This window comes from Arthrobacter sp. SAFR-023 (genome assembly GCF_051965295.1).
Lineage (GTDB): Bacteria > Actinomycetota > Actinomycetes > Actinomycetales > Micrococcaceae > Arthrobacter.
Genome location: NZ_JBQCMF010000001.1, coordinates 395768 through 413030 on the forward strand (window position 1 = coordinate 395768; position 17263 = coordinate 413030).

General features: G+C 65.1%; 15 protein-coding genes. 3 read left to right on the forward strand and 12 right to left on the reverse strand.

What is annotated here, in order from left to right:
- Positions 1-13 precede the first annotated feature (13 nt).
- The 4 genes from ACTHQX_RS01840 to ychF all read right to left on the reverse strand — a co-directional run bounded on the left by ACTHQX_RS01840 (position 14) and on the right by ychF (position 6054).
- A complete protein-coding gene (locus ACTHQX_RS01840; RefSeq protein WP_440155406.1) occupies positions 14-1147 on the reverse strand; it encodes an ABC transporter permease in 1134 nt (377 codons plus the stop codon).
- Positions 1144-2685: an ABC transporter permease gene (locus ACTHQX_RS01845; RefSeq protein ID WP_440155407.1), complete on the reverse strand. Its 1542-nt coding sequence runs from the start codon at positions 2683-2685 to the stop codon at positions 1144-1146. Before ACTHQX_RS01845 ends, ACTHQX_RS01840 begins: the two co-directional genes overlap by 4 nt.
- A 178-nt stretch (positions 2686-2863) precedes the next feature.
- Positions 2864-4642 carry an ABC transporter family substrate-binding protein gene (locus tag ACTHQX_RS01850; protein ID WP_236804311.1) on the reverse strand — a complete coding sequence of 593 codons (1779 nt, stop codon included), beginning with the start codon at positions 4640-4642 and terminating at the stop codon, positions 2864-2866.
- 326 nt (positions 4643-4968) lie between these two features.
- On the reverse strand, positions 4969-6054 hold the full coding sequence (gene ychF, locus ACTHQX_RS01855) for a redox-regulated ATPase YchF (protein WP_111905334.1): 1086 nt from the start codon (positions 6052-6054) through the stop codon (positions 4969-4971).
- A 90-nt stretch (positions 6055-6144) separates the two neighbouring features.
- Between ychF and ACTHQX_RS01860 the strand changes: the two genes are divergently transcribed.
- Positions 6145-7380, forward strand: coding sequence for a DNA recombination protein RmuC (locus tag ACTHQX_RS01860; protein WP_440155410.1), 1236 nt, complete (start codon positions 6145-6147; stop codon positions 7378-7380).
- A gap of 64 nt (positions 7381-7444) precedes the next feature.
- Here the strand turns inward: ACTHQX_RS01860 and ACTHQX_RS01865 are convergent, their stop codons facing one another.
- On the reverse strand, positions 7445-8521 hold the full coding sequence (locus ACTHQX_RS01865; protein WP_102973795.1) for a 4-hydroxy-3-methylbut-2-enyl diphosphate reductase: 1077 nt from the start codon (positions 8519-8521) through the stop codon (positions 7445-7447).
- A gap of 40 nt (positions 8522-8561) precedes the next feature.
- Positions 8562-9410 (reverse strand): hypothetical protein, encoded by an 849-nt coding sequence (locus ACTHQX_RS01870; RefSeq protein WP_440155411.1) that lies wholly within the window; start codon positions 9408-9410, stop codon positions 8562-8564.
- A gap of 301 nt (positions 9411-9711) precedes the next feature.
- Between ACTHQX_RS01870 and xseA the strand changes: the two genes are divergently transcribed.
- Together xseA and ACTHQX_RS01880 are read left to right on the forward strand one after the other, a co-directional pair.
- The gene (gene xseA, locus ACTHQX_RS01875; RefSeq protein ID WP_440155412.1) at positions 9712-11013 is read left to right on the forward strand and encodes an exodeoxyribonuclease VII large subunit; all 1302 of its coding nucleotides are present in this window, start codon (positions 9712-9714) and stop codon (positions 11011-11013) included.
- 78 nt (positions 11014-11091) lie between these two features.
- Complete coding sequence (locus tag ACTHQX_RS01880) at positions 11092-11367, forward strand: exodeoxyribonuclease VII small subunit (RefSeq protein ID WP_236804319.1); 276 nt, start codon at positions 11092-11094, stop codon at positions 11365-11367.
- Between the two features lie 54 nt (positions 11368-11421).
- On the opposite strand, the gene ACTHQX_RS01885 is transcribed toward ACTHQX_RS01880, so the two are convergent.
- The 6 genes from ACTHQX_RS01885 to ACTHQX_RS01910 all read right to left on the reverse strand — a co-directional run bounded on the left by ACTHQX_RS01885 (position 11422) and on the right by ACTHQX_RS01910 (position 17191).
- Positions 11422-12276 (reverse strand): PPK2 family polyphosphate kinase, encoded by an 855-nt coding sequence (locus ACTHQX_RS01885; RefSeq protein WP_440155413.1) that lies wholly within the window; start codon positions 12274-12276, stop codon positions 11422-11424.
- A gap of 35 nt (positions 12277-12311) precedes the next feature.
- A complete protein-coding gene (locus ACTHQX_RS01890) occupies positions 12312-13532 on the reverse strand; it encodes a pyridoxal phosphate-dependent aminotransferase (RefSeq protein ID WP_111905289.1) in 1221 nt (406 codons plus the stop codon).
- A gap of 161 nt (positions 13533-13693) precedes the next feature.
- Positions 13694-14653, reverse strand: coding sequence for an ABC transporter substrate-binding protein (locus ACTHQX_RS01895; RefSeq protein ID WP_236804323.1), 960 nt, complete (start codon positions 14651-14653; stop codon positions 13694-13696).
- Positions 14650-15393 carry an ABC transporter permease gene (locus ACTHQX_RS01900; protein ID WP_440155415.1) on the reverse strand — a complete coding sequence of 248 codons (744 nt, stop codon included), beginning with the start codon at positions 15391-15393 and terminating at the stop codon, positions 14650-14652. The genes ACTHQX_RS01895 and ACTHQX_RS01900 overlap by 4 nt, the downstream gene beginning before the upstream one ends.
- Positions 15390-16103, reverse strand: a complete 714-nt coding sequence (locus tag ACTHQX_RS01905) for an ABC transporter permease (RefSeq protein WP_236804326.1) — start codon at positions 16101-16103, stop codon at positions 15390-15392. Before ACTHQX_RS01905 ends, ACTHQX_RS01900 begins: the two co-directional genes overlap by 4 nt.
- Complete coding sequence (locus ACTHQX_RS01910) at positions 16103-17191, reverse strand: ABC transporter ATP-binding protein (protein WP_440155418.1); 1089 nt, start codon at positions 17189-17191, stop codon at positions 16103-16105. The genes ACTHQX_RS01905 and ACTHQX_RS01910 overlap by 1 nt, the downstream gene beginning before the upstream one ends.
- Positions 17192-17263: the final 72 nt, after the last annotated feature.

Sequence of the window (17263 nt, forward strand, 5' to 3'; positions counted from 1 at the left end):
TCGCAGCAGCACGTCAGGCTCCCCTGTCCCCGCCGGCGGTCCGGCCGTCATCAGCGCTGCTGTCCAGGGCCGCCACAGGCGTCTTCTCGGGAACGGCAGCGTCAGCGTCCTTGGCCTTCTTGGCGTTGAACTTCTTTTGCCTCGGGTCGAAGGCGTCCCGCAGGCCGTCGCCAATGAAGTTGATGCTGAGGCAGATGAGGACGATGAACAGTCCGGGGAACCAGAAAAGCCAGGGTCGGGTGGCGAAGGCTTCCTGGTTCTGCGAGATGAGCAGGCCGAGCGAGGTGTCCGGAGACTTGACGCCGACGCCGAGATAGCTGAGGGCCGTTTCGGTAAGGATCGCCGCTGACATGGTGAGGGTGACGTTGACGATCAGCACGCCCACTGCGTTGGGCAGGATGTGCTTGAAGATGATCCGGGCGTTGCTGGCCCCGGAAATCCGCGCCGCGTCCACGAACTCGCGCTCACGCAGGGTGAGGAACTCGCCACGCATGAGCCTCGCCAGGCCCACCCAGCTGATCAGCCCCAGGAAGATGCCGAGTGCCAGGACACCGTTGCTGCTGGCAAAGGACGCAAACCAGCTGCCTTCATCCCGGCGTCCTGCCAGCTGCGCCATGACGGCGGCGAGGAGCAGTGCGGGGACAATGATGATGACGTCGGTGAGCCTCATAAGGACGGCTTCCATCCAGCCCCGGAAGTATCCGGACAGCGCCCCGACGACCACACCGACCAGGCCGGCGATGACGCCGATGACCACCATGATGGTGATGGACTGCTGGGCGCCGCGCATGGTCATGGCGAAGAGGTCGCGCCCGATCCGGTCCTGGCCGAAGGGATGCTCCCCCCAGGCCAGGGGCCACAGCGACGCCGTGGGCGTGCCGTCGTTGACCAGCGCCGAGACGGCCTCATGGGTGTACTTCCACCAGCCCGGGATCCCGGCATACCCCACTGACGTGAAGGCCATGACGAAGATGATGGCGAAGACCACAAGGCCGACGATGGCGCCGGAATGGCCAAGAAACCTTTTGCGGACGATCTGGCCCTGGCTCAGGCCCCGGGCTTCGGAGACAGGCTCGACGCCGGCAGCTTCCTGCCGCAGGCCGGCCTCCTCCGCCATGATTTCGTCCTGCTGACTGGGCTGGCTCATGCTTTCACCCTTACTCGTGGATCCAGTGCGGAGTAGGCGAGGTCCGCGATGAGGTTGAACGCCATGGCCGTGATGGCGACGCAAATGAAGACGCCCATGACGGGGTTGGGGTCAACGTGCAGGATGCCGTCCAGGAACAGGAAACCCATGCCCCGGACGGAGAAGACCGTCTCGGTGATCACCGCGCCGCCGATCAGGCCGCCGATGTCGAATGCGACGATGGTGGCCACCGGGATCAGGGCGTTGCGGAAGGCGTGGCGCATGACGACGGTCCGTTCCGACAGGCCTTTGGCACGCGCTGTCCGGATGTAGTCCATGTTCATGATTTCCAGCATGGAGGCCCGGGTGAACCTGGTGTAGCCGGCGAGGGAGATGAGGATGAGCGCGGTGGTGGGCAGGATCAGGTGCGTGAAGGAGTCCAGGCCGAGAATCCAGAAGTCGCCTTCGATGTTCGGCGTGCCGGCGCCGATGGTGGCAATCGGCCGTCCGCGGACCCTGCTGTTGTTGAAGTAGGCGGGCCAGGCCTGCATGAAACGGTCGAGCACGATGAGGAAGCCCACCAGGAAGGACGTGATGGCCGCCGCCCGCATGGACTGGCCTCGGTCATAGCCGCCCATGAAGTAGCCAATGGCCATGCCGATGAGGACCGCGGCAACCGCGAGCAGTACGACCATCAGGAATGTGGCCTGGTTCAGCAGGGGCTGGACCACGAAATAGAGGACCAGCCCTACGCCCACGGCAATCAGGGCGGACTGCAGCGCCTTGCGGTTCCGCAGGCCGGCGGTCAGCAGAGTCACGGCAAAGGCGATGCCCACCCCGGCGATGGCGATGACCACCGGGCCCAGGCCGGGTGTCTTGAACCACTGGGTAACCGAGAAGTAGATGAGGACCGCGGCGACAGCGGCGAAGACGATGCCGCCGGTCATTGCCTTGCGTCTGGCGTCGCCGCCAGCCACGATCACGGCCACGGAACCCAGGACGGCGCCGATGCCGAGAGAGACCGGCAGCGGAATCTCCGGGTTGCGGAGGAAGTTATTGAAGCCGATGGCGCCGAATTCCTTGAGCAGGACGGCGACCCAGAAGATCGGCAGGGAGAAGAACAAGAAGGCCATGAAGGTCACGCCGTAATCCAGTGTGCTGTACTGCCGCAGGGCGGTGATGATGCCCAGCGTGATGCCCACAAGGATGGCCAGGACGGCGGCCCCGGTGACCAGTGTCAGGGTCTGAATGAGTGCATGGCCGAGGGCGTCCGTGATGGGCTGGCCGGCGATGTTCTTGCCGAGATTGCAGGATCCGGTGAAGGGCACCAGGCACTGGGCCGCGCCGCCAAGCCATTTGAAATACCGCACGGGCGCCGGCGTATCGAGGTCCAGCAGCGCGGACCTCGAGTCCATGAGCTGCTGCTTGTTCGGTGCGCTGCTGGCACGGAACTCTGCGAGCGGGTCGCCTGATGCGGCGGTCAGCAGATACACCAGGAAGGACGCGCCCAAAAGGATGAGTGCGGCGGTGACAAGCCGCCGGACTATGTAGGTCACCATTGTGATAGAACCTCAGGATTCGGGCCCGGGGATTGCCCGGGCCGGTCGCAGGTTTGGCGGCGCCTTACTGCTTGTGCTGCCAACACAGGCACTGCCGGGAGATGGCGCTGCAAGGCGCCGGGACCGTGGTGCATGGTCCCGGCGCCTCACCTAGCTGGTTGAACTTCGTGGCACGGGCTTACTTCTCGGCCCACTCCCAGAAGTTCCACCAGACGCCGGTCTGGTTGGGCATGAACTTCACGCCGGTGATGCGGTCGCTGTAGGCGTCAACACCAACGGACTGGAACAGCGGGAGGCCGTAGGCCGAGTCCCAGATCTTCTTGTCGATCTGCTTGGACAGATCATCCTGCTTGCTGCGGTCAGTCGTCACAATGAGTTCGTCCATGAGCTTGTCGGCTTCAGGATCGCTGAACTTGTTGAAGTTGGAACCGTTGCCGGAGCGGAAGATCTGCGGCACGCCCGAAACTCCGACGCCCGGGTTGATCCACCCGAAAATCGTGGCGTCGTAGCCGCCCTTGCCGAGGGCCTTGCCCCAGTCAGAGGCGCCAAGTCCGCCGTCGACAATCTTGAAGCCGGCCTTGGTTGCGGACTCACGGATGAGCGAGAACGCGTCCACGCGGTTCGGGTTGTCCTTGTTGTACATGATGCGGACCTCAGGGGTCGCACCGTTCAGGAGCTTCTTGGCGCCGTCAACATCTGCATCCGCGTAGGCCGAGGATCCGTTGGCCTGGACGGAGGCGTCATAGGCCGGCTGCGCGGGAACGAACAGCTGCGAATCCAGGGGCTTTGCCTCGGGGTCGAGCTTCTTGATGATCTTGTCGACGATGTCCTTGCGTGGAACCGTCTTCATGAATGCCTCACGGACAGTCTTCTCGGCGAAGGGTCCCGAGTAGTTCAGGTCGATGTGGTCGTAGGAGAGCTGGTTCCCCTGCTCGACCGTGACGCCCTGGCTCTCGAGTGCTTTGAGCTGATCGAGGGTGTCGGCCGAAGCCTGCGGGGCGATGATATCGGCTTCGCCGTTCTTCAGAGCCTGGACCTGGGCCGGGGAGGAACCGATGTAGCGGACGGTGATCTCGTCCAGCTTGGCCTCGGGGCCCCAGTTGTAATCCTTGTTGCGCACCATGGTCAGGGACTGGTCCTGGTTGATGCTCTGGACCACGAACGGGCCGTTGGAGAGGAACAGGCTCGGGTCACTCGGCAGGGTCTTGGAGTCGAAGCCGGTGTTCCACATGTCGGACATGGCCTTGAGCTTGGCATCAGCGGCCTTGGGCGCCTTGGCGTCGCCGCGGGGCATGCTCTTGAGATGGTCAATGAAGGCCTGCGTGTCGGCCAGCCCGGCCTTCTTGGCCAGGACGTGGGCCGGGATGTCGATGCCCGGTCCACCCAGTGCGATCTCCCAGTCAGCGAACGGCTTGGAGTACTTGATGGTCATGGAGCGGTTGTTGTCGCCGATTTCGGGGAAATCGGTGAGCGCCAGACCGGTGGGGTCGCCGGCGTAGGAGAAGTAGGACGTTCCCGCCTTGCCGTCGGCGTCGGCGTCGTTGTAGTAACCGGAGAAGGCTGCCCACTGCAGGAGCAGGTCAGCTGCGGTGACGGGCGTGCCGTCCGACCACTTCACACCTTCGTTGATGGTGTACTTGACGGTCAGCGGATCGTCGGACGTCTTCTCCATCTTGCCGAATTTGTCGTTGTGGACAATGTTCAGCTGGTTGTCGATGTAGTAGAACCCGGAGTGTGTGGCGTAGCTGACCTTCGAGTTGATGTCAGTGTTGCCGTCGGCCGTGTTGGGGTTGAAGGTGTTGAACGCGTTGACCTCAACTACAGTGGCTGTTCCCCCCTGCTTGCCGGCCGCATTACTGGACGGGGTTGTCCCGCCATTGGTGCTCGCGCAGGCGCTGAGCGCCAGTGCAGCCGCGGCTGCAACGCCTACTGCTTTGGAAATACGACTGAATCGCATTCCGCCTCCTATGTTTCTGTGAGTGTGGAAAGGACCTTCGCTGTGGGCGCCGGCCAGACCCGCTACATCCCCCCAGTGAGATGTGGCGAGTCTCACATGACAAGTAGCCTAGACCCGAACCCGCCACGTGCGGTCCGAAAGTTGTCCCTCAGTAAAGGTTGTTACCGAGATGCAACCAAGCTGTTGCCGTGCGAAAAGTTCGCGCCCTTTTTCCTTGACGCCGTGTTGCACGGAGGGTAGGGGAGCCAATCACAGAAAAAGCCCCGGTCAAAAGGACCGGGGCTTTTTGCCGTTAATACTCAATCACTGAGTTGCTCAGCGCATACTCACACGTTGAAGCGGAACTCCACCACATCGCCGTCGGACATGACGTATTCCTTGCCTTCGATGCGGACCTTGCCGCGCGATTTGGCCTCCGCCATGGAACCGGCGTCGATGAGGTCCTCGAAGGAGACAACCTCAGCCTTGATGAAGCCGCGCTGGAAGTCCGAGTGGATGACGCCGGCTGCCTGCGGGGCGGTGTCGCCCTGGTGGATGGTCCACGCGCGCGCCTCCTTGGGCCCCGCCGTGAGGTAGGTCTGCAGCCCCAGCGTGTGGAACCCGACGCGGGCCAACTGGTCCAGCCCGGATTCGTCCTGCCCGTTCATTTCGAGCATTTCACGCGCCTCGGCCTCGTCCAGTTCCACGAGGTCGGACTCGAGCTTGGCGTCCAGGAAGATGCAGTCGGCCGGCGCAACCATCGCGCGCAGCTCGGCCTGCTTCTCCTCGCTGCCGAGAATTCCTTCGTCCGCGTTGAAGACATAGATGAAGGGCTTGGCCGTCAGAAGGCTGAGCTCCTTGAGGTGCTCCATCTCGAGCTTGTCGCTCGTGACCGAGGAGTAGATGGTGTCACCGCGCTCCAGAACTGCCTGCGCGGCCTTGATGGCAGCGAGTTCCGCGGCCTCGCGCTTCTTGATCTTGACCTCTTTTTCGATCCGGGGAATGGCCTTCTCGATGGTCTGCAGATCGGCGAGGATCAGCTCGGTGTTGATGGTTTCCATGTCGGAGCGGGGGTCCACCTTGCCGTCGACGTGGATGACGTCGGGGTCGTCGAAGACGCGCACTACCTCGGCGATGGCTTCCGCTTCACGGATGTTGGCGAGGAACTGGTTGCCCAGGCCTTCCCCTTCGGAGGCGCCCTTGACGATGCCGGCGATGTCGACGAAGGAGACGGCCGCGGGCAGTACGCGCTGCGAGCCGAAGATCCCGGCGAGCTGCTGGAGCCTGGGGTCGGGCAGGTTCACGACGCCGACATTGGGTTCGATGGTGGCGAACGGGTAGTTCGCGGCCAGGACCTGGTTGCGGGTCAGTGCGTTGAAAAGAGTTGATTTGCCGACGTTGGGCAGTCCGACGATGCCAATAGTAAGAGCCACGGACATTGATTCTACCTGTTCGGCCCCCGCATCCCGTGCCGGGCTGTTGCCTTTCCAATAAATGTCACAGCCCCGTGCCACAGTGAAGGCATGGAACCTTTTGCAGTCATTCTGGCCCTTTTGATGCTGTTGCTGGGCGCCGTGTCCGGCGCTGGCGCGGTATACGTGGTGTTGCGTCGGCGCAGCGCCGCCGTGGAAGCGGATTTCGACGGCGTTTCGCAGCGGCTTTCGGAAGTCAGCGCCCAGTTTGCAGCCGCGGATGCCGAGCGGAGGCTCCTGTCGGCCCAGAACCGGGAGCTGGGCATGTCGCGTGAGCAGGATGGGAGCGTACTGCGGGCCTTGGCGCCGGTGGCTGAGAAGCTGACGGCGGTGCAACAGCAGGTAGCCCTGCTGGAACGGGACCGGCTCGAACAGTACGGGCAGCTGGCCCAGCAGCTGCAGGAAGCCCGCTTCACGGACGAGCAGCTGATGCGCTCCACGCATGCTCTTGAGTCGGCGCTCCGGTCGAACAGCGCGCGCGGCCAGTGGGGGGAAGTGCAGCTGCGCCGTGTTGTGGAGGCGGCCGGCATGATGCGGCATGTTGATTTCCATGAGCAGCAGCACGGCACGTCAGGCGCCGAGGCCGCCGTCCGTCCGGACCTTGTGGTCCAGCTGCCGGGCGACAAGCAGCTCGTTGTCGACGCTAAGGTCCCCCTGTCCGCCTACCTTGAGGCCCAGGAGCTGGGGCAGTCGGCCGGCGACAAGCCCGGGCTTAGCCAGGCGGCATTGCAAAACCTCATGGCGGCACACGCCAAGGCGCTGAAGTCCCACGTGGACGCCCTCAGCACCAAGAAGTACTGGGACATTTCGGGGAATTCGCCAGAGCTGGTGATCTGTTTCGTCCCGGCCGAATCCATCCTCGCGGCCGCTCTCTCCGCCGATCCCGCGCTCCTGGATCACGCCCTCTCCAGGAATGTGGTGCTTGCGTCCCCCGGCACGCTGCTCGCGGTGCTCAAATCCGTAGCGTTCACGTGGCGCCAGGACGTTCTAACGGACAGTGCACGGGAGCTCTTCGAACTTGCCCGGCAGCTGTACGAGCGGATGGGCACGCTCGGGGACAACGTCGGCAAGCTCGGGTCCTCGCTGAAAAGCTCGGTGGACCGCTACAACGCGTTGGTCGGCACGCTGGAGGCACGCGTACTTCCCACCGCGCGGAAACTGAACGCCCTGGACACCAGCGGACTGGTCACGCCACCGGCTGTGCAGGTCACGCCGCGGTCCCTCGCAGCCCCTGAGCTGCAGACTGGCGAGCTGCGGGCGGCCGTGGACGAAGAGGACGCCGCTTAAAGCGACGAAACGCACGACGCCGGAACTCAACGTGAGTTCCGGCGTCGTGCGTTATCCGGGGCTGCTAGCGCGAGCGGCGTCCGCCGAGGGCGCGGGATACGTCCCCCGCTTCCTTGAGCGTGGCGCGGAGCTCCTTCGGCAGGGAGAAGAGCAGGTCCTCCTCCGCAGTCACAATTTCCTCGACAGCGTCGTAGCCGTAGTCGGCCAGGAGGCGGAGCACGTCCTTGACCAGGACCTCCGGAACGGACGCGCCCGAGGTGACGCCCACCGTGGCCACACCCTCGAACCAGGACTCGTCCACCTCGTTGGCGAAGTCAACCCGGTACGACGCCTTGGCGCCGTACTCGAGCGCCACCTCGACGAGGCGGACGGAGTTGGAGGAGTTGGCCGAACCGACCACGATCACCAGATCGGCCTGGGGCGCGATCTTCTTGATGGCCACCTGACGGTTGGTTGTGGCGTAGCAGATGTCGTCGCTGGGCGGATCCTGGAGCGTGGGGAACCGGTCCTTGAGCAGCCGGACGGTCTCCATGGTCTCGTCCACGCTGAGCGTGGTCTGCGAAAGCCAGATGACCTTTTCGGGATCCCGTACCGTCACCTTGTCCACCTCATGGGGGCCGTTGATGATCTGGATGTGTTCGGGAGCTTCGCCGGCCGTTCCTTCAACCTCTTCGTGGCCGTCGTGGCCGATCAGGAGGATGTCGAAGTCGTCCTTGGCGAAACGGACGGCTTCCTTGTGGACCTTGGTCACGAGGGGGCAGGTGGCATCGATGGTGCGCAGTCCGCGGTCCTCGGCGGACTGGACCACAGCCGGGGACACGCCGTGGGCCGAGAAGATGACCAGGGCGCCCTCGGGCACTTCATCAGTTTCGTCCACGAAGATGGCGCCCTGCTCCTCGAGGGAGCTGACCACGTGCACGTTATGGACAATCTGTTTCCGGACATAAACCGGCGGTCCATAGTGCTGCAGAGCCTTCTCGACGGCGATGACCGCGCGGTCAACGCCAGCGCAGTATCCGCGGGGAGCCGCCAGCAGAACCCTCTTCGGGCCCGGGACCGGTGCCGCCGCGAGCACTTCCTCCGGCGAACGCCGCCGGCGCGGGACGGTTGGCATCGAAAGGGAAACTGCAGAGGAAGTCATTGTTCCATGCTACCGGCTGGGCCGCAGGCATCCTGGCAGCTCATCGTCCGCGGGCAGGACCGCCGACCAGCCTGAGCAGCAAGCCTGCCGCCACCAGGACCACACCGACGATCGCCGCCGCCAGCGTCCAGGACGCAAACCCGGCAGCGGAAGCGGAAACAAACTCCCGCTTGAACAGGTCTGCCATCTCGTTTCCGCTCGCGGTGCCCATCACGGCGTCGGCGGCCCAGCGGGACGCCAGCGTCCACAGTCCGGAAAGAGCCAGTGCGCCCAATCCTATGCCGGCCAGGACTTTCCACCGCCGGCGGGCAGTCACGAGCGCCAGGAGGAACGCCACCCCGGCACCGACGGCAAGGCTGTATCCGAGCGGAGAGTAGGCCGAAACCCGTTCAACGAGCTGGCGCTGGTTCGTCTGGCCGATGCTCACCAGGGTCTGGCCCGGGGCTTCCAGCGGAACACCAACCTGGCTGGAAATCTGCTTGGCCGCGAGCGCGACGAGCGGGGCCACGTCCAGGGTCAGCGAGGTGCTCGAATCAGCTTCGGGGGGAAGGGACGCCGGATCGGCGAAGTTGAGCCGGTGGCTCTTTCGCAGCGTCTCTTCCCAGGCAGCCGGATACTCGGGCAAGCCGGTGAGGGAGGTGGCCGCCTTCTCCAGCACCGGCCGGATCAGTTCCGCCGCCTGCGCCGGGATGCTTCCGCCGGTATCGATGCTGTTGACGGCGGCGGTCGCCAGGCGCTTCTGGAAATCCGGATCCTTGCCCAGCGGTGCCGCCAGGGCTACGAAGCCATCTTCTTGCACGATGTTGCGGTCCACCCAGATGGCCGGAACGGCGGCGGCGGAGAGGAGAAGACCAAGGATGACGGCCAAGGCCGCAAGAAATGAGCGCAAGGGGTTCCTAGCTGGTCGGGTTTCTCGGCTGGTCGGGTGCCTGGCTGGTCAGCAGGCCACTGCAATCCTAGGCGCGGCGTCCCGTTATCGGAAAAGTAGGGCGGTCAAAGGTGCCAGCGACCAGAATGCCGGCCACCCAGTCTGCCGGGTCCTCAGCGGTCCCGGCAAATGCCCCGAAACCAACAATGTCCGAGGCCGGTGATACAGCTATGGATAGAGTTGATTAACCCACCGCGCACGCACCACCACAGGCAAAGGACCGCGACCATGCAACTGGCATTCGCCGCCACCGGGGCTGCACATGGCTGAAAACGCCACCGTCCCTGTACCCGGCACGGCCCCTGCAGCCGGCACCCCCGCTGCGTCCGGCCCCAGCACGGTGCCGGCCACCGCCGCCGACACGAGCCCGGACAACCCCTGGCCGCTGCAGTTGCTCTCCCAGAAGCTCAAGGTCCATATCGAGCGGGCGCCGGCAGCGTGGGTTGAAGGTCAGGTCATCGAACTCAACCGGCGCGGCGGCAATGCGTTCCTCACCCTCCGGGCTGTGGACGCGGAGATCTCCCTGCCTGCTTCCATCTGGTCCAAACTGCTCGACCGGCAGGAGACGCCGCTTGAGCGCGGAAGCCGGGTGGTGGCCCTGCTCAAGCCCGAGTTCTGGCTGAAGACCGGGCGCCTGAACATGTCCGTGAAGGATATCCGCCCCGTTGGACTGGGCGATCTCCTCGCACGGATTGAACGTCTCCGCCATGCCCTGGCCGCTGAAGGCCTGTTCGCCGAGTCGCGGAAAAAGCGCCTGCCCCTGCTCCCCCACCGGATCGGACTCATCACCGGCCGCGATTCCGATGCGAAGAAGGACGTTCTGCGCAACGCTGCCCTGCGCTGGCCGGCCGTCGAATTCGAGATCCGCGAGGTCGCGGTGCAGGGCAACACCGCCGTGTCCCAGATGATCAAGGCGCTTCGCGAACTTGATGCCCGTCCCGAGGTGGACGTGATCGTCATCGCCCGCGGCGGCGGCGCGCTGGAGGACCTGCTGCCGTTCAGCAGCGAGGAACTCATCCGCGCCGTGGCGGCCGCGGTGACTCCGGTGGTCAGCGCAATCGGGCACGAAGCGGACCGGCCCATCCTGGACGACGTCGCCGACCTCCGGGCCTCCACGCCCACGGATGCAGCAAAGCGCATCGTGCCGGAAGTTTCGGAGGAACTTGCCCGGGTCCGGCAGGCTGAAGCCCAGCTGCGCCGCTCCGTGACGCTTCTGGTTGCCAGGGAAACGGACCGCCTGGCGGCCATCCGTTCCCGTCCGGTCCTCGCAGCCCCGGAGAGCATGATCACGGCGCGCGCGGACGACGTGGAACGGCTGGCCCGCAGGTCCACGGCGGCCATCAGTGCAGCCGTGACGAGGGCTTCCGACCAGCTGGTCCACCTCCAGGCGCAGGTCCGGGCATTGTCACCGCAGCAGACCCTGGACCGCGGCTACGCCGTAGTGCAGCTTTCCGGGCCCGCCGGGGCAGTTGTCCGCCAGCCGTCCCAGGCCCCAGCGGGAACACCACTCGCGGTCAGGGTGGCCGGCGGGCGGTTCGGTGCGGAATCCACGGGCGCCCCATAAGCCGGACGCATACGGACCAGCACCTCGAATGACGCCAGCACCGAATGACAGCACCACCTACACGACAGGCCAGTAACCATGACAGATCCGACCATCAACACAGACCAGCCCCACAGCACGGAACAAAATACCGCCGCCCAGCCCGGCCCCGCACTCCCTCCGGAGATCGATGCCCTCAGCTATGAGGAAGCACGGGAACAGCTGGTTGCCGTGGTTTCCAAGCTTGAGGCCGGCGGGACCAGCCTTGAGGATTCCCTGGCGCTGTGGGAGCGGGGCGAGGCCTTGGCACGGCGCTGCGAGGACTGGCTGGAGGGCGCCAGGAAGAGGCTCGCCGCTGCCCGCAAGGACAGCTGACCGCCAGCGGAGATCGAGCCGGAGGTTAAGCGGCCTGACGACCGCCCGGCCCGGTCAGGACCGCTCGACGAGGAGGCGCTCGGCTTCAACGTCGAACTCGGCCTTGGGCCACTCCAGTTCGAGCTCGCCGAGCCCCTCCAGTAACAGTTGCTGCACTGCAATGCGCGCGTACCATTTCTTGCTGGCAGGCACCACATACCAGGGCGCCTGTTCGGTGTTGGTGGCGTCGAAGGCAGCCTGGTAAGCGGCCATGTAGTCGTCCCAGAAAGCGCGCTGCTTCAGGTCCTCGGTGTTGTACTTCCAGTGCTTGGCGGGGTTGTCCAGCCGGGCCAGCAGCCGTTCCTTCTGCTCCTCATTGCTGATGTGCAGCATGACTTTGATGACTTTCGTGCCCACGGCCGCCTGCCTGGCCTCGAACTCGTTGATCGCCCGGTAACGGCGTTCCAGCTCCTTGGGGTCGGCCCAGCGGTGTACCCGGTGGATCAGGACGTCCTCGTAGTGGGACCTGTCGAAAACCCCCAGCATGCCGGCGGCCGGGACCTCGCGTTCGATGCGCCACAGAAAGTCGTAGGCCTTTTCCTCGGGCGTGGGGGCCTTGAAGGACTTGAACTGGACACCCTGCGGATCCATGGCGCCCAGCACGTGCTTCACGATTCCGCCTTTGCCGGCAGTATCCATTCCCTGCAGGATCAGCAGGACGCGCTTGGTGCCGCCGAACTTGGACTCGGCAAACAGCCTCTCTTGAAGGTCTGTGAGTTTGTCATCGAGTTCCTCAAGGAGCAGCTCGCCGTCGGCCTTGTTCCCCGGATAGCCCAAGGTGGCATCAGGGTCGACGTCGGCCAGCTGGAATCCCTTACCGACTTTCAGGGTCTCGGAGGGGAGCTTCGTGAATTCCACAATGCCGGCCATCGGGTCCTCTTTCCACGGTTGACTGTGGGTAAAGGCTAGTTCCCCTGATACCTGCTGAGGAAGTCTCCCATCCGGCCAATTGCTTCCTCGATGTCCTTCACGTTCGGCAGGGTCACCATCCGGAAGTGGTCGGGCCGGACCCAGTTGAACGCCCGGCCGTGGGAGACCAGGATCTTCTGTTCCTTGAGCAGGTCCAGCACAAACTTTTCGTCGTCCCGGATGCTGTAGACCTCCGGGTCCAGCTTGGGGAACAGGTACAGGGCGCCCCGTGCCTGCTGGGTGCTGACGCCGGGGATCGCGTTGAGCATGTCGTACGCCTTGTTGCGCTGTTCCAGCAGCCGGCCGCCGGGCAGGATGAGGTCGTTGATGCTCTGGTACCCGCCCAGGGCAGTCTGGATGGCATGCTGGGCCGGAACGTTGGCGCAGAGCCGCATGTTGGCCAGCAGGTTGATGCCTTCGAGGTAGTCCGCGGCCTCCTTCTTGGGCCCGGAGATGGCCATCCATCCTGCCCGGTAGCCGCAGACGCGGTAGGCCTTGGACAGTCCGCTGAAGGTCAGGCACAGCACGTCGTCGCCCGTGAGCCCGGCCATGTTTACGTGCACGGCGTCCTCGTAGAGGATCTTTTCGTATATCTCATCGGCAAAGATGACCAGCCCGTGCTTTTCAGCCAGGGCAACAATCTTGCGCAGCGTGCTTTCCGGGTACACGGCGCCGGTGGGGTTGTTCGGGTTGATGACCACGATGCCCTTTGTCCGGGGCGTAATTTTGGCCTCGAGGTCCTCCAGGTCAGGCTGCCAGCCGGACTCCTCGTCGCAGAGGTAGTGCACCGGACGGCCGCCGGCCAGCGCCACCGAGGCGGTCCACAGCGGGTAGTCCGGGGTGGGGATCAGGATCTCGTCGCCCTCTTCGAGCAGGGCCATCAGTGACATGGTGATGAGTTCGCTGACGCCGTTGCCGAGGTAGATGTCGTCCACGTGGATGCTCTGGATGCCGCGTGTCTGGTAGTACTGCGAGACGGCGGTGCGGGCGGAGAAGATGCCGCGTGAATCGCTGTATCCCTGGGCGTGGGGCAGGTGGCGGATCATATCCACCAGGATCGCGTCCGGCGCTTCAAACCCGAAGGGTGCGGGGTTGCCGATGTTCAGTTTGAGGATGCGGTGACCCTCTGCCTCCATCTGCTGGGCGGCCTGAAGAATCGGTCCACGGATGTCGTAAAGGACATTATGAAGCTTGGTGGACTGCTTGAATTCTGCCATTCATCAAATATGCCACAAGCGGGATGTACTTCCGGGGAGACGTGCCTCACACGGCTGACCATACGTCCTCCGCCACCCGTCCCCCATTTAACGACGACGGCGGCCGCCGGTCGCAGCGGAACCGGCAGCCGCCGTCGTACTCCCCTAATCAGCCACCGGGCCTACTTGACGATGCCCTTGTCCTTGAGCCACGCAGCGGCCGCGTCCTTGGCGTTCTGCTTCTGACTTCCGCTCACCGCACGGTTGAGGTTGATCAGGTCCTCAGTGGTGAGGGTTTTGGAGACATTGTTGAGCGCCTCCTTGGCTTTGTCCGTCACCTTGGCGTCGTTGTAGAGCGGCAGCACCTGCTGGGCCTTGAAGTTGTTCTTCGGGTCCTCCAGCACGACGAGGTCGTTGTCGGCGATGGACGGCGTGGTGGTGAAGATGTCGGCCACCTGGACCTCATCGCTCAGGAGCGCCTGCAGGGTCAGGTTGCCGCCGCCGTCGCTAAAGGGCTTCAGCGCCTTGAGCTCGCAGCCGTAATTCTTCTTGAGCCCCGGGAAGCCGTAGGACCGGGTTTCAAACGTGGCCGGCGCGGCCATGGTCAGGTCCTTGCAGACCTTGGCCAGGTCTTCGATCGACTTCAGCTGATACTTTTCGGCGGTGGCCTTGGTGACCACCATGGCGTCCTTGTCCTCCGCCTTGGACGGCTCCAGCACGGCGAGTCCCTTCGGCAGCTTGCCGGGCAAAGCCTTGACGATGTCCTCCGGGGTGACCTCGGCGGCCTGCGCGTCGACGTGGGACAGGAGGTTGCCGGAGTAATCGGGAACCACATCCACCGATCCGTCCTGGACGGCCTTGAAGTAGATCTCCCGCGAGCCGATGTTGGGCTTGGTGGTGGCGGTGACTCCGGCCGCGGTCAGGGCACCGGCGTAAATCTCGGCGATGATCTGGCTCTCCGGGAAGTCCGCGGAGCCGACGACGAGGGAACCGCCGGAGGTGGCGCCCCCGGTAGCACTCGTGGAGGGGGACGACAGCGGATTGCCGCTGCTGCAGGCGGACAGGGCGAGGGCGACGCCGACACCGGCGGCGAGGCCACCCAGGCCACGGCGGGTAAGAGTCGTGCGGACGGGGTGCTTCATGCGGTGCCTCCTTGAACAGCAGCGGCCGCGGGCGCGGCAGCCGAGAGATCGGTGGCGGCCTTGCGGCCACCTTTGGAACGTGCGGAAAGTCCCGGTGAAACGACCAGCCGCTGCACGGCGGCCAGGACAAGGTCGACGACGATCGCCAGTGCCGCTATGAGGAGCGAACCTGCCAGCATCCGCGGGAAGTCCTGGAGCACCAGCCCGTCGAACAGGTAGCGTCCCAGGCCGCCGAGCGGAAGGTAGGCCACCACCGACACAGTGGCGATCACCTGCAGCACGGCGGTGCGGATGCCGCCGAACATCACCAGTAGCCCGTTGGGAACCTCCACGCCGAACAGGACCTGCAGCTCTTTCATGCCCATGGCTCGGGCGGCGTCCACCACGTTTGAGTCCACGCTGGAAATGCCGGCGTAGGTGCCGGCCAGCACCGGCGGCACCGTAAGGATGACCAGGGCCCACACCGGCGGCATGAGGCCGCTTCCGGCGACGAGGGCGAACAGCACCAAGAGCCCGAGGGTGGGCAGCGCGCGGAGGGCGCCGGCCACGGCCACGGCCACCACGCGGCCCCTGCCGGTGTGGCCGATGTAGAGGCCCACCGGGACGGCGATGGCGGCGGCGATGATCAGGACCAGGAAGCTGTACTGCAGGTGTTCGAGCAGGCGGACGGGTATCCCGCCCGGACCGGACCAATGCAAGGGATCGGCGAGCCAGGCGAACGTTTCGGTGAAGATGTTCATGAGCCCGCCCCCGCGTGGACTTTGGCATCGGCGATGAATTCAGCGCCGGACCGGGCGTGCGCGTCCGTCTTTACGGAGCCGGCCCTGGTCCACGGCGTGAGGACCCGTTCCAGGATTACCAGCAGCGCGTCCATCACCACTGCCAGCAGCAGGATGGCGATGATGCCCACCACCACTTCGGTGACGAAGTTCCGCTGCAGTCCGTCCGTGAACAGCATCCCGAGGTTACCCACGCCCAGCAGGGCGGCGACGCTCACCAGCGAAATGTTGCTCACCGACACCACGCGCAGGCCGGCGAACATCACGGGCAGCGACAGCGGCAGGTCGATCTGCAGGAACCGGGCGGCCGGCTTGTAGCCCATGGCCACAGCCGCCTGCCGGAGGTCGTCATCGACGGAATCGAAGGCGTCCATGGCAGCCCGCACCAGCAGCGCCACGGCGTAGATGGTCAGGGCGACGATGACGTTCAGCGGGTCGAGGATCCGCGTCCCCAACAGCGGCGGGAGAATGATGAACAGCGCCAGGGACGGGATGGTGTAGAGCAGGGAGCTCACGGTGGCCACGAGCTGCCGCAGCGCGCTGTGCCGCCTCGAGAACTGTGCCAGCGGGATGGAAATCAGCAGGCCCAGGACCATCGGAACCAGGGCCAGGACCAGGTGCTGGCCGGCCCGTTCAAAGACCATGGGGCTGTTCGCCAGGAACCACTCCATCAGAGGGCGCCCTGCCGGACCTGGCGTGCGGACTCGATGACGGCCAGAACCTCCGCGCCCTTAACGACGCCGGCAACCTTGCCGTCGCCGTCGACCGCCACGCCGAGCCCCGAGGGCGAGGACAGCGCCGCGTCCAGGGCCCGCCGGAGGGTGTCACCCGGCCGGAACAGGGAGCCTCCGGGGATGAGCTGGGAGTCGAGGCCGGGGCCTTCCCAGCCCAGCGGGCGCTGCTGGTCATCCACCACCAGGCGCCAGTCGTCTGCGCTGGCCTTGGCATCCCCGCCCCGGGTGACCGTCTCAACGGGGTGGACCGCGACGCCGTCGGCCGCGGTGAAGGCGAGGTGGCGGAACCCTCGGTCCCTGCCCACAAAGGAAGCCACGAACTCGTTGGCCGGTGCCCGCAGGATCTCCTCGGGCGTGGCGTACTGCGCCAGCTTGCCGCCGACGGCGAAGACTGCCACCTTGTCCCCCAGCACGGTGCCCTCATCGATATCGTGGGTGACAAAGACGATGGTCTTGGCCAGGTCCCGCTGCAGGCGCAGGAGTTCCTGCTGGAGTTCGTCACGGACCACGGGATCCACGGCGCTGAAGGGCTCGTCCATCAGCAGGACCGGCGGGTCGGCAGCGAGCGCCCGGGCCACGCCAACGCGCTGCTGCTGGCCGCCCGAAAGCTGCGACGGGTACCGCTTGCCCAGCGAGGGGGCCAGCCCTACGACGTCGAGCAGTTCTTCCGCTCGTTTGCGGGCGTCGGCTTTTGGCACGCCGTTAAGCCGGGGCACGGTGGCGATGTTGTCCACGACGGAGCGGTGCGGCATCAGGCCGGAGGACTGCATGACGTAACCCATGGATCGCCGGAGCTCGGCCGCCGGCACGGAGGTAACGTCGCGCCCGCCGACCGTGATGGTCCCGGACGTGGGCTCCACCATCCTGTTGATCATGCGCAGGGAGGTGGTCTTGCCGCAGCCTGATGGTCCGACGAACACCGTGATGGAGCCACGGTCAATGGACATGCTCAGCTGGTCCACGGCCGGTTGCCCGCTCTGGTACTGCTTGGTGACGCTCTGGAACTCGATCATGGCTTCGGCCATACCCGGCTTACCTAACTGTTGGGCGGCAACATCGGACGGTAAAGCGAATTGATCATAAGCACGCTGTTTTTG

Coding starts and splice junctions, on each gene's coding strand:
- ACTHQX_RS01840 (WP_440155406.1), bottom strand. CDS start 1,147: ATGAGCCAGCCCAGTCAGCAGGACGAAATCATGGCGGAGGAGGCCGGC.
- ACTHQX_RS01845 (WP_440155407.1), bottom strand. CDS start 2,685: ATGGTGACCTACATAGTCCGGCGGCTTGTCACCGCCGCACTCATCCTT.
- ACTHQX_RS01850 (WP_236804311.1), bottom strand. CDS start 4,642: ATGCGATTCAGTCGTATTTCCAAAGCAGTAGGCGTTGCAGCCGCGGCT.
- ACTHQX_RS01860 (WP_440155410.1), top strand. CDS start 6,145: ATGGAACCTTTTGCAGTCATTCTGGCCCTTTTGATGCTGTTGCTGGGC.
- ACTHQX_RS01865 (WP_102973795.1), bottom strand. CDS start 8,521: ATGACTTCCTCTGCAGTTTCCCTTTCGATGCCAACCGTCCCGCGCCGG.
- xseA (WP_440155412.1), top strand. CDS start 9,712: ATGGCTGAAAACGCCACCGTCCCTGTACCCGGCACGGCCCCTGCAGCC.
- ACTHQX_RS01880 (WP_236804319.1), top strand. CDS start 11,092: ATGACAGATCCGACCATCAACACAGACCAGCCCCACAGCACGGAACAA.
- ACTHQX_RS01885 (WP_440155413.1), bottom strand. CDS start 12,276: ATGGCCGGCATTGTGGAATTCACGAAGCTCCCCTCCGAGACCCTGAAA.
- ACTHQX_RS01890 (WP_111905289.1), bottom strand. CDS start 13,532: ATGGCAGAATTCAAGCAGTCCACCAAGCTTCATAATGTCCTTTACGAC.
- ACTHQX_RS01895 (WP_236804323.1), bottom strand. CDS start 14,653: ATGAAGCACCCCGTCCGCACGACTCTTACCCGCCGTGGCCTGGGTGGC.
- ACTHQX_RS01900 (WP_440155415.1), bottom strand. CDS start 15,393: ATGAACATCTTCACCGAAACGTTCGCCTGGCTCGCCGATCCCTTGCAT.
- ACTHQX_RS01905 (WP_236804326.1), bottom strand. CDS start 16,103: ATGGAGTGGTTCCTGGCGAACAGCCCCATGGTCTTTGAACGGGCCGGC.
- ACTHQX_RS01910 (WP_440155418.1), bottom strand. CDS start 17,191: ATGGCCGAAGCCATGATCGAGTTCCAGAGCGTCACCAAGCAGTACCAG.